16 protein-coding genes and 3 pseudogenes are annotated in these 16,388 nt (G+C 34.8%); 13 read left to right on the top strand and 6 right to left on the bottom strand.

The window, feature by feature from the left end; all coding sequences use genetic code 11:
- Positions 1–220 precede the first annotated feature (220 nt).
- From vraX to thiD, 3 genes and pseudogenes are all read right to left on the bottom strand, one after another.
- Positions 221–390 (bottom strand): annotated as a pseudogene (gene vraX / locus MT340_RS11095) (C1q-binding complement inhibitor VraX).
- A 216-nt stretch (positions 391–606) separates the two neighbouring features.
- Positions 607–1,761, bottom strand: a complete 1,155-nt coding sequence (locus MT340_RS11090; RefSeq protein ID WP_243590009.1) for an FAD-dependent oxidoreductase — start codon at positions 1,759–1,761, stop codon at positions 607–609.
- A gap of 513 nt (positions 1,762–2,274) precedes the next feature.
- Positions 2,275–3,105, bottom strand: coding sequence for a bifunctional hydroxymethylpyrimidine kinase/phosphomethylpyrimidine kinase (thiD, locus tag MT340_RS11085; protein WP_243590008.1), 831 nt, complete (start codon positions 3,103–3,105; stop codon positions 2,275–2,277).
- Between the two features lie 152 nt (positions 3,106–3,257).
- On the opposite strand from thiD, the gene MT340_RS11080 reads away from it, so the two are divergent.
- The 4 genes from MT340_RS11080 (at position 3,258) to MT340_RS11065 (ending at position 6,273) form a co-directional block, all read left to right on the top strand.
- Positions 3,258–3,917 carry a uracil-DNA glycosylase gene (locus MT340_RS11080; protein ID WP_243590007.1) on the top strand — a complete coding sequence of 220 codons (660 nt, stop codon included), beginning with the start codon at positions 3,258–3,260 and terminating at the stop codon, positions 3,915–3,917.
- Positions 3,918–4,319: a DUF5327 family protein gene (locus tag MT340_RS11075; RefSeq protein WP_243590006.1), complete on the top strand. Its 402-nt coding sequence runs from the start codon at positions 3,918–3,920 to the stop codon at positions 4,317–4,319. It begins immediately after the preceding gene.
- 27 nt (positions 4,320–4,346) lie between these two features.
- Positions 4,347–4,715, top strand: a complete 369-nt coding sequence (locus tag MT340_RS11070; RefSeq protein WP_243590271.1) for a DUF423 domain-containing protein — start codon at positions 4,347–4,349, stop codon at positions 4,713–4,715.
- A 79-nt stretch (positions 4,716–4,794) separates the two neighbouring features.
- A complete protein-coding gene (locus MT340_RS11065; protein ID WP_243603866.1) occupies positions 4,795–6,273 on the top strand; it encodes an APC family permease in 1,479 nt (492 codons plus the stop codon).
- A gap of 83 nt (positions 6,274–6,356) precedes the next feature.
- On the opposite strand, the gene MT340_RS11060 is transcribed toward MT340_RS11065, so the two are convergent.
- The 3 genes from MT340_RS11060 to hemQ all read right to left on the bottom strand — a co-directional run bounded on the left by MT340_RS11060 (position 6,357) and on the right by hemQ (position 9,274).
- Entirely contained in the window at positions 6,357–6,809 is a 453-nt protein-coding gene (locus MT340_RS11060) for a threonine/serine exporter family protein (RefSeq protein WP_243590004.1), read from the bottom strand.
- 12 nt (positions 6,810–6,821) lie between these two features.
- On the bottom strand, positions 6,822–7,592 hold the full coding sequence (locus tag MT340_RS11055) for a threonine/serine exporter family protein (protein ID WP_243590003.1): 771 nt from the start codon (positions 7,590–7,592) through the stop codon (positions 6,822–6,824).
- A 932-nt stretch (positions 7,593–8,524) separates the two neighbouring features.
- Complete coding sequence (gene hemQ / locus MT340_RS11050) at positions 8,525–9,274, bottom strand: hydrogen peroxide-dependent heme synthase (protein WP_243590002.1); 750 nt, start codon at positions 9,272–9,274, stop codon at positions 8,525–8,527.
- 175 nt (positions 9,275–9,449) lie between these two features.
- On the opposite strand from hemQ, the gene pta reads away from it, so the two are divergent.
- The 9 genes and pseudogenes from pta to MT340_RS11005 all read left to right on the top strand — a co-directional run.
- A complete protein-coding gene (pta, locus tag MT340_RS11045) occupies positions 9,450–10,439 on the top strand; it encodes a phosphate acetyltransferase (protein WP_243590001.1) in 990 nt (329 codons plus the stop codon).
- Positions 10,439–11,281, top strand: coding sequence for a lipoate--protein ligase family protein (locus MT340_RS11040; RefSeq protein ID WP_243590000.1), 843 nt, complete (start codon positions 10,439–10,441; stop codon positions 11,279–11,281). The genes pta and MT340_RS11040 overlap by 1 nt, the downstream gene beginning before the upstream one ends.
- A 602-nt stretch (positions 11,282–11,883) precedes the next feature.
- Positions 11,884–12,807 carry a mevalonate kinase gene (gene mvk, locus MT340_RS11035; RefSeq protein ID WP_243589999.1) on the top strand — a complete coding sequence of 308 codons (924 nt, stop codon included), beginning with the start codon at positions 11,884–11,886 and terminating at the stop codon, positions 12,805–12,807.
- Between the two features lie 4 nt (positions 12,808–12,811).
- Positions 12,812–13,795 (top strand): diphosphomevalonate decarboxylase, encoded by a 984-nt coding sequence (gene mvaD, locus MT340_RS11030; protein ID WP_243589998.1) that lies wholly within the window; start codon positions 12,812–12,814, stop codon positions 13,793–13,795.
- 12 nt (positions 13,796–13,807) lie between these two features.
- Positions 13,808–14,884, top strand: a complete 1,077-nt coding sequence (locus MT340_RS11025; protein WP_243589997.1) for a phosphomevalonate kinase — start codon at positions 13,808–13,810, stop codon at positions 14,882–14,884.
- 226 nt (positions 14,885–15,110) lie between these two features.
- A complete protein-coding gene (locus MT340_RS11020) occupies positions 15,111–15,452 on the top strand; it encodes a YuzB family protein (RefSeq protein ID WP_243589996.1) in 342 nt (113 codons plus the stop codon).
- A gap of 112 nt (positions 15,453–15,564) precedes the next feature.
- A pseudogene (locus MT340_RS11015) lies at positions 15,565–15,814 on the top strand (IS6 family transposase); the annotation flags it as partial.
- Between the two features lie 181 nt (positions 15,815–15,995).
- Complete coding sequence (locus MT340_RS11010; protein ID WP_243589995.1) at positions 15,996–16,091, top strand: type I toxin-antitoxin system Fst family toxin; 96 nt, start codon at positions 15,996–15,998, stop codon at positions 16,089–16,091.
- A gap of 133 nt (positions 16,092–16,224) precedes the next feature.
- A pseudogene (locus MT340_RS11005) lies at positions 16,225–16,353 on the top strand (helix-turn-helix domain-containing protein); the annotation flags it as partial.
- Positions 16,354–16,388 lie beyond the last annotated feature (35 nt).

Genomic DNA, 16,388 nt, shown 5'->3' with positions numbered 1-16,388 from the left:
GGTGTTAGTTGGGCTTAAAGGTACTCTCTAAGCTTCCAAAGGGGGGACAATCTTTGGCTAACACTGACGCTATATTATATAAGGTGAGTTTAGGAATGATTTTATGACTTTTTAAGCTACTTTGTATTAGGGGGCTGAGTGCTTAAAAATCAATTTTGGGAATATACTTCTGTTTGAATTCTCATTTGGAAAACACTTTTTTTATTTTTGTGAAAATGTCTTAATAACTCAGTTTCATATTATCAAGATCATTTTCTAGTAGAGAGAGCAATTTATAGATTTCATTTTGTTAAACGTTTCATCGAATTTTACCGTAATCGTCTTGAAGGTTTTTGTAATGATTTCATACATTGGGATACCGTTTTCTATATTTTGTTTGTAGATGATCATGATGTGTGTTACCTCCTTTGTCTCTCTACACTTAATATAGTAATGGATTTTTCATATGAATACATGAGCCTGGAGTACCAACTTTTCATACAACGAATAACCGATATATATCTACGACTAAATAAGTAGTTTAAATCTTTGACATTTAAAGCTTGATTAAAAAACCTCCATAGCCAGAAAATCTCTAACTATAGAGGTTGATGAAAGTTATGAAAATTAAAGTTCACCTTTGAATAATTTGACGAATCTGTCTGGACTATCTTGCCCTAAACAAATATCTAAAATTTCGTGAGATTCTTGTTGTTCTTCTTCACTTCTAGGGAACATTCGACTTTCATATTCTTTGATTACTTCATCGATATTATCATAATTTTTGGCAATGCCTTCTGCTAATTCAGCAGCGTCTAACATTGCTAAGTTAGCACCTTCACCTGATGGTGCCATTAAATGTGCAGCATCGCCGATTAATGTTACACCTGATTTAGATTCCCAACGATGTTTGTCAGGTAAAGCGTTGATTTTACGTGCGACAATATCAGAATCTGCTTCAGTTAATAGAGCAGTAATTTCAGGTGACCAGCCTTTAAATTCTGCTTTGATTGTGTCGATAGCTTCTTGTTTATTTGAAAAATCAATGCTATCAATCCATTCTAAATCGCGATTCATTTCGATATAAGTGTGAATAATATTGTTAGCTTCACGGTGAGCTACAAAGCCTTTTGCTGGAGCTAAAGCATACATAGCACCTTGACCTACTAATTTAGCTGTTTCAGGATATTTGTTGTCTACATCATGTAAATAAGTTTCGATAAACGTTGTACCAATATATTCTGGCGTCACATCTGTTAATAGTTTGCGCACTTTAGACCATGCGCCGTCAGCACCAATTAACTTGCTAGTCGTAACCTCGCTATCGTCTCTGAAGACAACGCGATGTTGACCATTTTGAATTTCTTCTACATGATCCACTTTTTTATTCCATTCGATTGTTTCATCTGGAAGAGAATCTAATAAAATTTGACGTAAATCTCCACGTAATACTTCAGGACGACCATTATCTTCGTCAGCTGGAACTTCTAATAATAACTCGCCATTTTCATCAACAATACTTGCTGCGTCAGCACCTTCATGAATAATTGAATGAAATTCATCCATTAAATTGGCTTTTTCTAAAGCGACTTGGCCATTATATTCATGAATATCTAATTGCCCACCTTGTGTACGCGCATCAGATGATGGATCAGCTTCATATACTTTTGAAGGAATACCGTTAACATATAGCACACGTGCTAACGTTAAACCACCAATACCACCACCAATAATTGTTACAGGTTCTTTTACTTCTACATCTTTATTTAATTCACTTATCATATTAACTCCTTATTTTTAAATAGTTTTCAATGCACTCATAGTTTATGTCAAAAATACATGCTTTAAACATATTTAAAATTCGTATTAATGAAGTAGTTCCAAGATGAAAAACGAATGACGTTGAGTGTTGGAGATAATAAAGGATTTAGAATCATTGATGAATTTAACTGCTTACACACTTCAGTAAGTAGTTCTAAGATAGATTACGAAGCATAGTTGAAGCAGTAAATAATGTACTTAAGTGCTATATCACTTAGGTAGTTCTAAAATGGATAATGGACGCCTTATGGAACAGTAATTATATGAACTTAAGTGTTTCAAAGATGAATAACGAATGATGTTGCGCGACTCTTGGCGGAAAAGAAAGAGCCTCAAGACTACAGGCTTGAGCCTTTCCCGCAAGAAAGCGTCGCAACAAAATGAGTGGTAAATGATCTTAAAACTTCTCTATATACAAAAGTAAAAAACTGCCCGCAAAGTCATAGACTTTGAGGACAGTTAAAATATATGTGCTTAAACTTCAGTTACTTCTACGTCGATGTGTTCAACACGGTTATGCGCACCGTGGTCTACTGGACCTACGAAATCGTTCATTTTCCAACCATTTTTAATTGCTGAAGCAACAAATGCTTTCGCACTTACAACAGCTTCTTTAGGTGATTTGCCATTTGCTAGATAAGCTGTTGTCGCTGCTGCAAATGTACATCCTGCACCATGGTTATAACTTTGTTGGAACATGTCAGTAGTTAATTGATAGTATTTGTCACCATCGAAGTATAAATCATAAGATTTATCTTGATCTAGTGCTTTACCACCTTTAATGATGACATGTTGTGCACCTTGATCGTAGATGACTTTAGCTGCTTTTTTCATATCTTCAATTGAAGTTAATTTTCCTAAACCAGAAAGTTGGCCAGCTTCGAATAAGTTTGGTGTGACTACTGTTGCTTTAGGTAATAAATATTCGATCATTGCATCAGTATTTCCTGGGTTAAGTACTTCGTCTTCCCCTTTACAAACCATAACTGGGTCAACTACGAAGTATTTTGCACCTGATTCTTCGAATGCTTCGCCAGCACGTTTAATGATTTCTTGAGTACCTAACATACCAGTTTTTACAGCGTCTGGGCCGATTGAGATAGCAGTTTCTAATTGTTTCTCAAATAAGTCCATTGAAAGAGGTGTCACATCATGAGACCAAGTTTCTTTATCCATTGTCACGACAGCGGTTAAAGCCACCATGCCGTACGTATCTAATTCTTGAAACGTTTTAAGGTCCGCTTGCATACCAGCTCCCGCACTAGTATCTGAACCTGCAATAGTTAAAACTTTTTTTAAAGCCATATTGATTCACTCCCGACAGTTTTCTAATCTATTACTTATCATAACATGTTTTTAATAAAGGGTACTAGCGCAAGCGCTAATACATACAATAGTAGGAAATTGATAACTGATGATAGTGACATTATGTTAAAATATGGCATGAGGTGAAAGCGATGGAATGGTCAGAAATATTTCATGACATTACAGAAAGACATGATTTCAAAGCCATGCATGATTTTTTAGAAAAAGAATATACGACACAAATCGTCTATCCAGATAGAGAAAATATTTATCAAGCGTTTGATTTAACGCCGTTTGAAGATATTAAGGTCGTCATTTTAGGGCAAGATCCATACCACGGGCCTAATCAAGCGCACGGTTTAGCATTCTCGGTACAGCCGAATGCGAAATTTCCACCATCATTAAGAAATATGTATAAAGAATTAGAGGATGATATTGGTTGTCTTAGAACATCGCCCCATTTACAAGATTGGGCGCGCGAGGGTGTATTATTATTAAATACTGTGTTGACAGTACGTCAAGGTGAAGCGCATTCTCATAAAAATATTGGTTGGGAAACATTTACAGATGAAGTGATCCAAGCGATTTCAGACCATCGAGAAGATGTCGTGTTCATTCTATGGGGCAAACCTGCTCAGCAAAAGATAAAATTAATCGATACGTCTAAGCACCATATCATTAAATCTACGCATCCTAGTCCTTTGTCGGCACATCGAGGTTTCTTTGGTTCGAAACCTTATTCACGTGCTAATGAATACTTAGAAGCGAAAGGGAAATCTCCAATTCACTGGTGTGAAAGAGAGGAACAATAGATGGATAAAGAACAAATTATTCAATTAGTAGAACGCGAACTTTTACAAGCGGATGAGGCTAATAATAATCAAGAATTTGAAAAGCATATGTATGCAATTCATACATTGACATCATTGTATGCGAATCACGACGTCACAACAAGTTCACGTCGAAGTAAAAGTCATGATTTTACTGATACAGCAGCGGCGCCTTCATTTTCAAAAAATAATAATACAATGACTAGCTCAGGAACAAATTATTCTACATCTTCAAGTAAATCAAAGGTTACTGCGGCTGAAATCGAAGCAATGGGTGGCAAGGTGCCTGATTCAATGAAATCGTCACAAAATAATAATTTACCAGCGAACACAATGGTGACAGATGATGAAGTTGGTAATGGAGAATCTATATTTGATTTCTAGAAGATATAAGGAGGTTGAGAGTAAATGATGAAAGTATTCATAATTTTAGGAGCGTTATGTACGATGATGGCTGTAGGTACGGGAGCCTTTGGTGCACACGGCTTAGAAGGCAAATTGTCGGACAAGTATATGTCTGTATGGGAAAAAGCTGTGAATTATCAAATGTATCATGGACTTGGCTTATTAATTATTGGGGTCATTAGTGGTACAACTTCAATTAACGTCAATTGGGCTGGATGGCTTATATTCTTAGGAGTTGTGTTCTTTAGTGGTTCACTATATATTTTAGCATTAACACAAATACGCATTTTAGGTGCTATTACACCAATTGGTGGCGTATTGTTCATCGTAGGCTGGTTAATGTTAATCATCTCTACATTTAAATTTGTAGGTTAAATTTATTATTAAATAGGATATTCATAGGTTAAAAAACTCACTTCAAGGGTATAAAGGGTACTTGAGGTGAGTTTATTTTATGGAAGATAAAAATCAAAAACAGAATATAGATAGAGGCGATTTAAAACAGAACCTCTCAGAAAAATTTGTATGGGCGATTGCCTATGGTTCTTGTATTGGCTGGGGCGCTTTTATCTTGCCAGGAGATTGGATTAAACAATCTGGGCCTATTGCTGCATCAATAGGGATTGTCATCGGTGCATTACTGATGATTTTAATCGCGGTAAGTTACGGTGCCTTAGTTGAAAAATTTCCTGTATCAGGTGGCGCGTTTGCATTTAGTTATTTGAGTTTTGGAAGATATGTGAGTTTCTTCTCATCTTGGTTTTTAACGTTTGGTTATGTCTGTGTAGTCGCTTTAAACGCTACTGCATTTAGTTTATTAGTCAAATTCTTGTTACCAGATTTATTAAATAATGGGAAGCTCTATACAGTCGCAGGATGGGATGTTTACATCACTGAGATTATCATTGCAACGGTCTTGTTACTTGTATTTATGTTCATTGCTATTCGTGGGGCAAGTGTCTCAGGATCGCTACAATATTATTTCTGTGTAGCAATGGTGATTGTAGTCTTATTAATGTTCTTTGGTTCATTCTTTGGCCATAACTTTAGTTTTAGTAATTTACAACCATTAGCGAATCCTAAGAGCGGATGGTTTACATCTATCATTATGATTGTCGCTGTGGCGCCATGGGCTTATGTAGGTTTCGATAATATTCCACAAACTGCTGAGGAATTCAACTTTTCACCTAATAAAACATTTAAATTAATCGTTTATAGTTTATTGGCAGCATCATTAACGTATGTAGTGATGATTCTTTATACAGGATGGTTAAGCACTAAAAATGCAAGTCTTAATGGTAACTTATGGGTCACAGGTGCTGTAACACAAACAGCTTTTGGTTACCTTGGCTTAGGTGTATTGGCGATTGCAATTATTATGGGTATCTTTACTGGCTTAAATGGTTTCTTAATGAGTGCAAGTCGTTTGTTATTCTCAATGGGACGTTCTGGCATTATGCCTAAAGCATTTAGTAGATTGCATCCTAAGTATAAAACACCTTACGTTGCAATTATCTTTTTAGTAGCAGTAACATTAATTGCGCCTTGGTTGGGTCGTACAGCGTTAACATGGATTGTAGATATGTCATCAACAGGTGTATCTATTGCATACTTTGTTACATGTTTATCAGCAGCTAACTTATTTAGCTATAATAAGAATAGTAATACGTACGGACCTGTGTATAAGACATTCGCAATTTTTGGTTCTGTGATATCATTCGTTTTCCTTCTATTATTACTAGTGCCGGGCTCACCAGCTTCACTTTCATTGCCATCTTATATTGCATTAGGTGGCTGGTTAATCCTTGGTTTAATTTTCTTTGTTATACGTTATCCTAAATTGAAACGTATTGATAGCGATGAGTTAAGTCGCTTGATTTTAAATCGCTCTGAAAATGAGGTCGAAGATATGATAGAAGATAAAAACAAATAAATCATATATAAGTGTTAACAAACATATAAAAGTGCATGACATTGAACGTCGCTTTGTTCAATGTCATGCACTTGTTTTATATATTAAATACGTTTACGTCTACGTACAAATCCCGATGCGACAATTTTAGAAATTTGATCGGCAAATAATAAACCGAGCGCAATGGCACCAGCAATTAATGTTACTTCAAGCATCGTATTAATCGCTCTACCAAATTCCAATAATACTAAGTTTTTAGTTGCGTCAAAAGCGAGGCCCCCAGGTACAAGAGGGATAATTCCCGGAACCATGAATATAATTGCAGGTTCTCTTTTTTTACGAGCCATGTAGTGACTGATAAGACCTAAAGCAAAGCTACCAAAGAAACTAGAATAAATGGTATGAATATTTAAGCCTTGGAAGAACAGAATGTAAACCATCCAACCAAATGCTCCTACAAAACCACAGGAAAGATATAATCTTCTAGGAGCGTCAAATATGACACAGAAAAACAGTGAAGCGGTATAACTAAATAATAAATTTAATAACCAAAACATATGTGCATACTCCTAAACTAAAATTAATACTGAACCTACACCTGCGCCAATACCAAAAGAGGTCACAAGTGCTTCAAGTGATTTCGTCGTAAACATCAACATGTGTCCACCAAATAAATCTTGAATAGCATTGGTAATCAGCACTCCAGGAACAATCGGCATCACTGAAGCGATAATAATCGTCGCTAAATTACCGGTAGGGACTATAGAGTGTCCTAAAACTGAAATAATGCCAATGACTAATGAACCAATGAATTCTGGTATAAATTGGGCATGCAATTTGCGATCTAAAATCTCAACGACTAAATAACCCAATCCACCAGCTAATAAGGCAGTGAAGACATCGATAAGTTGTCCACCTTGCAAATAAAGAAAACTTATAGCAATAATAGCGGCCGCAATACCTTTAAACGTTAAGCTACTATCTCTTTTCGCAACATAAATATGTTCGAGTTTAGCTTTTGCCTCTTCAAGGGAAATCTTCCCTTTTGTAATTTGTCGCGAAATTTCATTAACTTGTGAAATTTTAATTAAATTGGTATCGCGAGAATTTATTCTAAAAATTCGTGGATAGGATTCATTGTGTAATGTGAATTGAATAACTGTATTTGTAACGAAACTATTACTTTCAGAATAACCTAATTTACGAGCAATGCGAGTCATTGTATCTTCAACGCGTGTACCTTCAGCACCGGATTCAAGTAAAATACGTCCGGCAATCATTACTACGTCTTTTATTAATTTTTCATTTGTATCTATATGTTCCATTTCATCACCATTCATATATATGTAACAATAATTATAGTGGAAGCTTATTGAAAAGACTACTAAGTTGACGTAAATTTAAAAAATAAAGTGGTTACAATTCGTTAATGTTAATTAATAAGAATTTGTTAACATAAAGTTGTGACATACTTAATTAAAAAATAATTAACAACTTTTCGTTATAATGTTTCAAAATATTACAATCAGGTTAAATAATAATTAGTTAACAATTTGTGAATAATATTGGGTAGCGACAATATTTTTCATAATGTTAACGTTCAGAGTAGTAATTAAGTTCTCCCAAACAAACTACACGAAGTACACTTTGAGATAGAAGTGTACTTTTCCTTAACAAATAATATTTAATTATATATAGATGATAGGAAATAGCCCGTAGATGTTGAATCTACGGGCTATTGTGTTAAAAGGCGTTCTTAGATAGATGTTCACTCGTTTAAGTTGAGTGGTTCTTAAATGGATTGTCATTTCACTTAAGTTGGGGCGCTTGGCTAGGGTACAGTTTCAGCCAGAAATTCCTCACAGATAAATCTGTGGAGATTTCTAAAATCTTCTAAAGCAGTTCTTAGATGAATGTTACTCATTTTGTTGTGACGCTTTCTTGCGGGAAAGGCTTAAGCCTGTAGTCTTATAAAGTAGTTCTTCGATTTTAATCATTAGAACTACTTACTTAAGTGTGTAAACATTTAAGTTAATCAAATTATTTTCTCTCATGTCTCGTACAACGCAATTCGCTGTTCATCTCTAGGATTCTTTACCTGACATCTAAAGCATTTATATTCATTAATTCTTACTTTAACCATTTTTTAAACAAATTTTGCTAATCTACTTTCAATATAATAAATGGTTTCTACCTTAAGATAGAAACCATTTAAGTCAAACTAAATATGCAATTATTTATCTGAGAGGTTAGTCTCAGGTTGTAGATAATATTAAATTGCGAAGAATCTTTCGAAATCGTCTGTTTTTAAAATATGGCCAATGTAGAAACTACCGAACTCGCCGTAGCGTGCTGTCGTTTCATCGAAGCGCATTTCATAGACGATTTTTTTGAATTGTAAAACGTCATCTGCAAATAATGTTACGCCCCATTCAAAGTCATCGAAACCTACTGAACCAGTGATGAATTGTTTGATTTTACCAGCGTATTGACGGCCAATCATACCATGGTTATACATTAATTTTTTACGTTCTTCCATTGGTAACATATACCAGTTATATGTTTCGTTACGACGTTTATCCATTGGGTAGAAACAGATATACTCTGATCTAGGTAATTCAGGATATAAACGAGCTTTTATATGTGGATTTTGGTAAGGATCTTCATCGGATTTACCAGCTAAATAGTTACCTAATTCAATAACTGATACATATGAATAAGTTTGAATGAAGAAATCAGCAATGCGAAGTTTATTTAATTCATTTTCAATCGCATTTAATTCTTTCATTTCTGGACGTAAGTACCATAATAAGATGTCTGCTTTTTGTCCAGTAATGTTATATAACGCGTAGTCACCAGCGTGTTCATCTCTAGCACTTGCTTTGTCATTAATAAATGATTTGAATTCGTTAATCATTGCTTCACGCTCATCTTCAGGCACTAATCGGAAAGTGGCCCAATCTACAGCGTAAAATAAATGAAGACTATACCAACCATCTAATGTTTCGGCTGCTTCACTCATAATTTATCGCTCCTTTAAGATATGATATTTATCATTTAATACAGCTTAAATTTTATCATAAAGAGAAATGTGAAACACACCTAAATGATTACAAATTGGTGAAATGGAAATCTCGTAACAAATACAGTATAATTAGGTTGCAAAATATTATTATGAAATTATTTAGGAGGGCATTATGTCTAGTTTATTAGATGTATTACAAGAAAAACTTTCAGGAAAAAATGTAAAAATCGTATTACCTGAAGGTGAAGATGAACGTGTATTAACGGCTGCTACAAAATTACAAGCAACTGACTACGTAACACCAATCGTTTTAGGTGATAACGATAAAATTAAACAATTAGCGGAAGAAAAAGGATTAGATATTTCAAATATCGAAGTTATTAATCCTTCTACAAGTGAATTAAAACCTGAATTGGTTAAATCTTTTGTTGAACGTCGTAAAGGCAAAGCAACTGAAGAACAAGCTAAAGAATTATTAGACAACGTTAACTATTTCGGTACAATGTTAGTTTATGCTGGTCATGCTGAAGGTTTAGTAAGTGGTGCTGCACATTCTACTGGTGATACTGTTCGCCCTGCATTACAAATCATTAAAACTAAACCAGGTGTATCTAAAACTTCTGGTATCTTCTTTATGATTAAAGATGACCAACAATATGTATTTGGTGATTGCGCAATCAACCCAACATTAGAATCTTCTGATTTAGCTGAAATCGCTGTTGAAAGTGCAAAATCTGCTAAAAGCTTTGGCATGGACCCACGCGTAGCTATGTTAAGCTTCTCAACTAAAGGTTCTGCGAAATCTGACGATGTTGAGAAAGTTGCTAACGCAGTTAAATTAGCTCAAGAAAAAGTTGAATCTGAAGGATTAGACAACGTAGTTATCGATGGTGAATTCCAATTCGACGCTGCTATCGTTCCAGCTGTTGCTGAGAAAAAAGCACCAGGCGCTAAAATCCAAGGTGATGCAAACGTATTTGTATTCCCAAGCTTAGAAGCTGGTAACATTGGATACAAAATTGCACAACGTTTAGGTGGATTCGATGCTGTTGGTCCTGTATTACAAGGTTTAAATTCACCTGTTAATGACTTATCTCGTGGTTGCTCAACTGAAGACGTTTATAACTTATCAATCATCACTGCTGCTCAAACATTACAATAATGGATTTAGCAAGCAAATATTTTAATGACATTGATTGGCGTTACATTGATCATACGTCTGGTTTAGCGCCAATGCAGTCATTTGCATTTGATGACACGTTTTCAGAAAGTGTAGGTAAAGACCTATCTTGCAACGTTGTGAGAACTTGGATTCATCAGCACACCGTTATTCTAGGTATTCATGATTCACGCTTGCCATTTTTAAAAGATGGTATTCAGTATTTAACTGATGAAATCGGTTATAATGCGATAGTTAGGAACTCTGGAGGCCTGGGGGTAGTGCTCGATCAAGGTGTTTTGAATATTTCTCTTATCTTTAAAGGTCAAACTGAAACGACTATTGATGAAGCATTCACCGTGATGTATTTATTGATGTGTAAAATGTTTGAGAATGAAGATATCGAAATAGATACGAAAGAAATTGAACATTCGTATTGCCCAGGTAAGTTCGACTTAAGCATTGATGGCAAGAAGTTTGCAGGTATATCTCAACGTCGTGTACGTGGAGGTATTGCTGTCCAAATCTACCTTTGTGTTGAAGGATCTGGTTCAGAACGTGCAGAAATGATGCGTGTTTTTTATGAACGTGCGCTGAAAGGTGAAACAACTAAGTTTAAATATCCAGACATTCAACCTAGCTGTATGGCGTCTTTAGAGACATTATTAGGACGTGAAATTAAAGTCCAAGATGTCATGTTTCAATTATTGCATGCCATTAAAGATTTAGGTGGTAATTTGAATATGAATCCAATTACAGAGGATGAATGGATACGTTACGAAGGTTATTTCGATAGAATGATTGATCGTAATGAAAAAATGACACGTTCAATGGATGAGAAGTAAGCGTTAATTGAATAAATATCACAAAGAGGTTTTTATTACTTTTGAAGTAATAATAAGCCTCTTTTTTTTCGAAAAATAAGTAGAATAATACATTGGAATTATTACAAAGTGCTATATTCCTACTTATTTTTATAGTAATATAGTCTAGGTGGATTAATTTAAGTAAAAGTGGAATTTTATATTTGAAAAATTCAAAAATACAATATCATCCTGTATTTTCAAAATAGTAGAAAAAGAGATATATTATTCCAATGAGTAGCTTTTAGATAATATATAAGTATTGTTTAACACAAATTAAGTGTTTTAACGATGTTAATAAATTCAAAATTAGGGTATAAATATTTTTAAGTTTTGAACTAATTTTGACAAAGTTTTATACTATTTATTGATATGAGTTTTATAACATACATTTTTATTGAATTTTTTTGATATATAAACATACTCCAACGGTATTAAACTTAATTGTTATAAAATGACAGTAGATTGACAATAACTATTAAATAAACGTAAAAGTACGTTATCATAATTGAGGTTATATACTATTTAAATGCGTATGCGTGCCTCGAAATAATTTTCAGAAAGAATATTAAAGGTGAGATATCATGGTACAACGTGGCTATGGGGAGTCTAACGGGAAGATAATATTAATCGGGGAGCATGCGGTCACTTTCGGACAACCGGCAATTGCAATCCCATTTACTTCAGGAAAAGTTAAAGTGCTTATTGAAAGTTTAGAAAAAGGTAACTATTCAGCGATTCAAAGTGATGTGTATGATGGTCCTTTATACGATGCACCAGAACATTTGAAATCGTTAGTTGGACATTTTGTTGAAAATAAAAAAGTTGAAGAACCGCTGTTAGTTAAAATTCAAGCGAATTTACCGCCTTCAAGAGGTTTAGGTTCAAGTGCTGCAGTAGCGGTAGCATTCATTAGAGCAAGTTATGATTACTTAGGTTTATCGTTAACAGATAAAGAGTTATTGGAACATGCGGATTGGGCAGAACGCATTGCGCATGGTAAACCAAGTGGTATAGATACTAAGACAATTGTAACCAATCAACCGGTATGGTATCAAAAAGGTGAAGTAGAAATACTAAAAACACTTGATTTAGATGGCTATATGGTAGTCATTGATACAGGGATTAAAGGATCAACTAAACAAGCTGTAGAGGATGTACACCGTTTATGTGATAACGATGAAGTGTATATGAAAGTCGTTGAACATATTGGAAGTTTAGTTTATTCAGCAAGTGAAGCAATTGAGCATCACAGCTTTGATCAATTAGCAGAGGTTTTTAACGCATGTCAAGCGGACTTGCGTACGTTAACAGTGAGTCACGATAAAATTGAAATGTTATTAAAATTAGGAGAACAGCATGGCTCAGTAGCAGGTAAATTAACAGGAGGCGGTCGTGGAGGCAGTATGCTGATTTTAGCGAGAGATTTAAATACTGCGAAAGCGATTGTTTCAGCAGCCGAAAAAGCCGGCGCACAACATACGTGGATTGAAAAGTTAGGAGGATAAACCATTGAAACAAAGTGGTAAAGCACGCGCACACACGAATATAGCACTGATTAAATATTGGGGAAAAGCAGATGAAGCGTTAATCATCCCAATGAATAATAGTTTGTCGGTGACGTTAGACCGTTTTTATACGGAAACGCAAGTAACCTTTGATGAAACATTATCTCATGATCAATTAGTGCTTAATGGAGAAGAAGTTGATGCTAAAGAAAGCGCAAAAATTCAACGTTATATGGACATGATTCGTAAAGAAGCAGGTATTACAACACATGCTTTAATTGAAAGTGAGAATTTCGTCCCAACAGCTGCCGGTTTAGCATCTTCAGCTAGTGCGTATGCTGCTTTAGCTGGTGCTTGTAATGAAGCACTACAATTAGGTTTATCTGATAAAGATTTATCACGTTTAGCACGTCGTGGCTCTGGTTCAGCTTCACGTAGTATTTTCGGTGGTTTCGCTGAATGGGAAAAGGGGCATGATGATGCTACGTCATATGCGCATAGTATTGATGCAAATGGTTGGGAAGACGACCTAGCCATGATTTTTATTGTCATCAATAATAAATCTAAAAAAGTTTCAAGTCGCTCAGGAATGTCATTAACACGTGAGACATCTCGTTTCTACCAATATTGGTTAAATCATGTTGATGAAGACTTAAAAGACACAAAAGATGCGATTTCAAAGAAAGACTTTAAACGTATGGGGGAAGTCATTGAAGCAAATGGCTTACGTATGCACGCAACAAATTTAGGTGCACAACCTCCATTTACATATTTAGTACCAGAAAGTTATGAAGCAATGCGGATTGTACATGAATGTAGAGAAGCGGGTTTACCTTGTTACTTTACAATGGATGCAGGCCCAAATGTAAAAGTATTAATTGAAAAGAAAAACCAACAAGCAATTGTAGATAAATTTTTAGAAATATTTGATCAAGCGCAAATCATCACAAGCGACATTACACATTCAGGCGTCGAAATAATTAAGTAAGGAAGAGATATAATGATTCAGGTGAAAGCACCCGGGAAACTATATGTAGCAGGTGAATATGCAGTTACTGAGCCAGGGTATAAGTCTGTCTTAATTGCTGTAGATCGTTTTGTTACGGCTGCAATTGAAGCCTCAAATGAAGTGTCAGGTACCATTCACTCTAAAACATTGCATTATGAACCAGTAACGTTTTATCGCAATGAAGATAAGATTGAAATTTCAGATGCACATGCTGCCAACCAATTGAAATACGTGGTAACGGCGATTGAAGTGTTTGAACAATATGCTAGAAGTTGTAATATTCAATTGAAGCATTTTCATTTGACGATTGATAGTAATTTAGATGATGCTTCCGGCCAAAAATATGGTTTAGGTTCAAGTGCTGCAGTATTAGTTTCAGTCGTAAAAGTGTTGAATGAATTTTACGACATGCAATTATCTAATTTATATATTTATAAACTAGCTGTTATTGCGAATATGCGACTTCAAAGTTTAAGTTCTTGTGGAGACATCGCTGTTAGTGTGTATAGTGGTTGGTTAGCGTATAGCACCTTTGATCATGAATGGGTGAAACAACAAATGGAAGACACGTCTGTGACAGAAGTTTTAGAGAAGAACTGGCCAGGACTACATATCGAGCCACTTCAAGCGCCTGAGAATATGGAGGTCCTTATAGGATGGACGGGTTCACCTGCCTCTTCACCTCATTTAGTAAGTGAAGTGAAACGTCTTAAATCTGATCCTGTTTTTTATGGAAAATTCTTAGACCAATCTCATACATGCGTTGAAAACTTAATTTACGCATTTAAAACAAATAACATTAAAGGCGTTCAAAAGATGATACGTCAAAATCGTAGTATTATCCAACAAATGGATAATGAAGCTACGGTAGATATTGAAACAGAGAATTTAAAACTGTTATGTGATATCGGAGAACGTTTTGGTGGTGCGGCTAAAACTTCAGGTGCTGGTGGAGGCGACTGTGGTATAACCATTATTGATAATCGCGTTAACAAACAACGTATTTATAATGAATGGAAAGCTAAAGGCATTAAACCACTAAAATTTAAAATTTATCACGGTCAATAAAATAAGTGAACAATGAGTAAGACACGATTCGATGGAGAAGTTACTGTCTTGCTTTTTTTATGGGAAAATATAGGACTTTTAAACCAGTACTTGAATTTTCCAATAAAAAGAGTAAAATAATTAGAGTTAAATTAATCGATAGCTAAGTATAAAAATAAAAAATGGTAGGTTAAGGACAAAAGGTTGAAGATTTGTCCTCAAGCTGAATAGAAGGGTGGGTGGAACAATGAAAAACAAATTCCTAATTTGCGATGAATGTCAGGCAGTAAATCTTAAATCGTTAAAGAGAAAACTTGAAAAATTAGATCCTGAAGCGGAAATTGAAATCGGTTGTCAATCGTATTGTGGTCCAGGACGTCGTAAGACATTCGCCTTTGTTAACAACCGCCCACTTGCTGCCCTCACTGAAGATGAATTGATGGAAAAAGTTACAGCACAGCTGAAAAAACCACGTGATCCTGAAGAAGAAGAGCGCTTACGTAAACGTAACGAAGAACGTAAACGACGCAAAGAAGAACAAGACAGAAAATTAAAAGAAAAACTAGCCAAACGTAAAGCTGCAAAATAGAATTCTTTTAGGTTATTAAAGGTAGTTAGGTAATAGTATATAAAACTTAGTAATAAGAAGTTCTGTTGCAAAGTAATTTTATAGTATACTTTTAATAAAAAAGTTATTCTGTATGAACTATTTCAGATATAAACAATTTAACAAGGACGTCATAACTGTAGCTGTTGGCTACTGGCTAAGATACGTGCTTAGTTATCATGATATATCTGAAAAATTAAGAGAACGTGGTGCAAAGGTTCATCATTCACGGACTACCGTTGGGTTCAAGAATATGCTCCTATTTTGTATTAAATTTGGAAGAAAAAGCTTAAAAAGACTATTATAAATAGCGTGTTGATGAGACATACATTAAAATAAAAGGCACAAACCTTATTATCTCAGGGTTTGTGCCTTTATAAAGCGTTATGATTTATTTATTAATTATATATAGACATAATGTCACTTATCGGAAGTTATCTGTAACTCACCTATTACAGATGATATAATATAAAGGTCGCCTATCTCTCAGGCGTCAAATTTAGACGTAGAGAGGAGGTGCTAAAAATGACAGATATTCTTGTTCACATCATGACCACAGCAACAAGTGGTTGTATCGTTGCGCTATTTTCGTATTGGCTTCGAAAACGTGATAATAAGTAAATAGGCGACTAAGCCACACCATTAAAAATCCCCTCACTACTCGCAATAGTGAGGGGATTGGTGCATAAAATGCAGATATTCTTGTTAACTAAATTATAACACTGGTGAGTAGAGAAATGCAAAAGATTGTTAAAAACACGTTATTTATTATTGTGTCGTAGAAATGTTAGAAGAAGGTGAATCGATCAGTAATATTTCTAAAGAAGTTAACATTACACGGAAAACTATTTATAGAATTAATAAAGACAATGTTTTATTTTGATAAATTTATTATAAGTTAAATAAAATGTTTTCAAA

It is taken from the genome of Staphylococcus sp. NRL 16/872, assembly GCF_022815905.2.
Classification (GTDB): domain Bacteria; phylum Bacillota; class Bacilli; order Staphylococcales; family Staphylococcaceae; genus Staphylococcus.
This window is presented reverse-complemented; position numbering and strand designations above follow the sequence as displayed.

Excerpts from the sequence above, each read along its gene's own strand:
- MT340_RS11090 (WP_243590009.1), bottom strand. The coding sequence starts at position 1,761 with ATGATAAGTGAATTAAATAAAGATGTAGAAGTAAAAGAACCTGTAACA.
- thiD (WP_243590008.1), bottom strand. The coding sequence starts at position 3,105 with ATGGCTTTAAAAAAAGTTTTAACTATTGCAGGTTCAGATACTAGTGCG.
- MT340_RS11080 (WP_243590007.1), top strand. The coding sequence starts at position 3,258 with ATGGAATGGTCAGAAATATTTCATGACATTACAGAAAGACATGATTTC.
- MT340_RS11075 (WP_243590006.1), top strand. The coding sequence starts at position 3,918 with ATGGATAAAGAACAAATTATTCAATTAGTAGAACGCGAACTTTTACAA.
- MT340_RS11070 (WP_243590271.1), top strand. The coding sequence starts at position 4,347 with ATGAAAGTATTCATAATTTTAGGAGCGTTATGTACGATGATGGCTGTA.
- MT340_RS11065 (WP_243603866.1), top strand. The coding sequence starts at position 4,795 with ATGGAAGATAAAAATCAAAAACAGAATATAGATAGAGGCGATTTAAAA.
- MT340_RS11060 (WP_243590004.1), bottom strand. The coding sequence starts at position 6,809 with ATGTTTTGGTTATTAAATTTATTATTTAGTTATACCGCTTCACTGTTT.
- MT340_RS11055 (WP_243590003.1), bottom strand. The coding sequence starts at position 7,592 with ATGAATGGTGATGAAATGGAACATATAGATACAAATGAAAAATTAATA.
- hemQ (WP_243590002.1), bottom strand. The coding sequence starts at position 9,274 with ATGAGTGAAGCAGCCGAAACATTAGATGGTTGGTATAGTCTTCATTTA.
- pta (WP_243590001.1), top strand. The coding sequence starts at position 9,450 with ATGTCTAGTTTATTAGATGTATTACAAGAAAAACTTTCAGGAAAAAAT.
- MT340_RS11040 (WP_243590000.1), top strand. The coding sequence starts at position 10,439 with ATGGATTTAGCAAGCAAATATTTTAATGACATTGATTGGCGTTACATT.
- mvk (WP_243589999.1), top strand. The coding sequence starts at position 11,884 with ATGGTACAACGTGGCTATGGGGAGTCTAACGGGAAGATAATATTAATC.
- MT340_RS11025 (WP_243589997.1), top strand. The coding sequence starts at position 13,808 with ATGATTCAGGTGAAAGCACCCGGGAAACTATATGTAGCAGGTGAATAT.
- MT340_RS11020 (WP_243589996.1), top strand. The coding sequence starts at position 15,111 with ATGAAAAACAAATTCCTAATTTGCGATGAATGTCAGGCAGTAAATCTT.
- MT340_RS11010 (WP_243589995.1), top strand. The coding sequence starts at position 15,996 with ATGACAGATATTCTTGTTCACATCATGACCACAGCAACAAGTGGTTGT.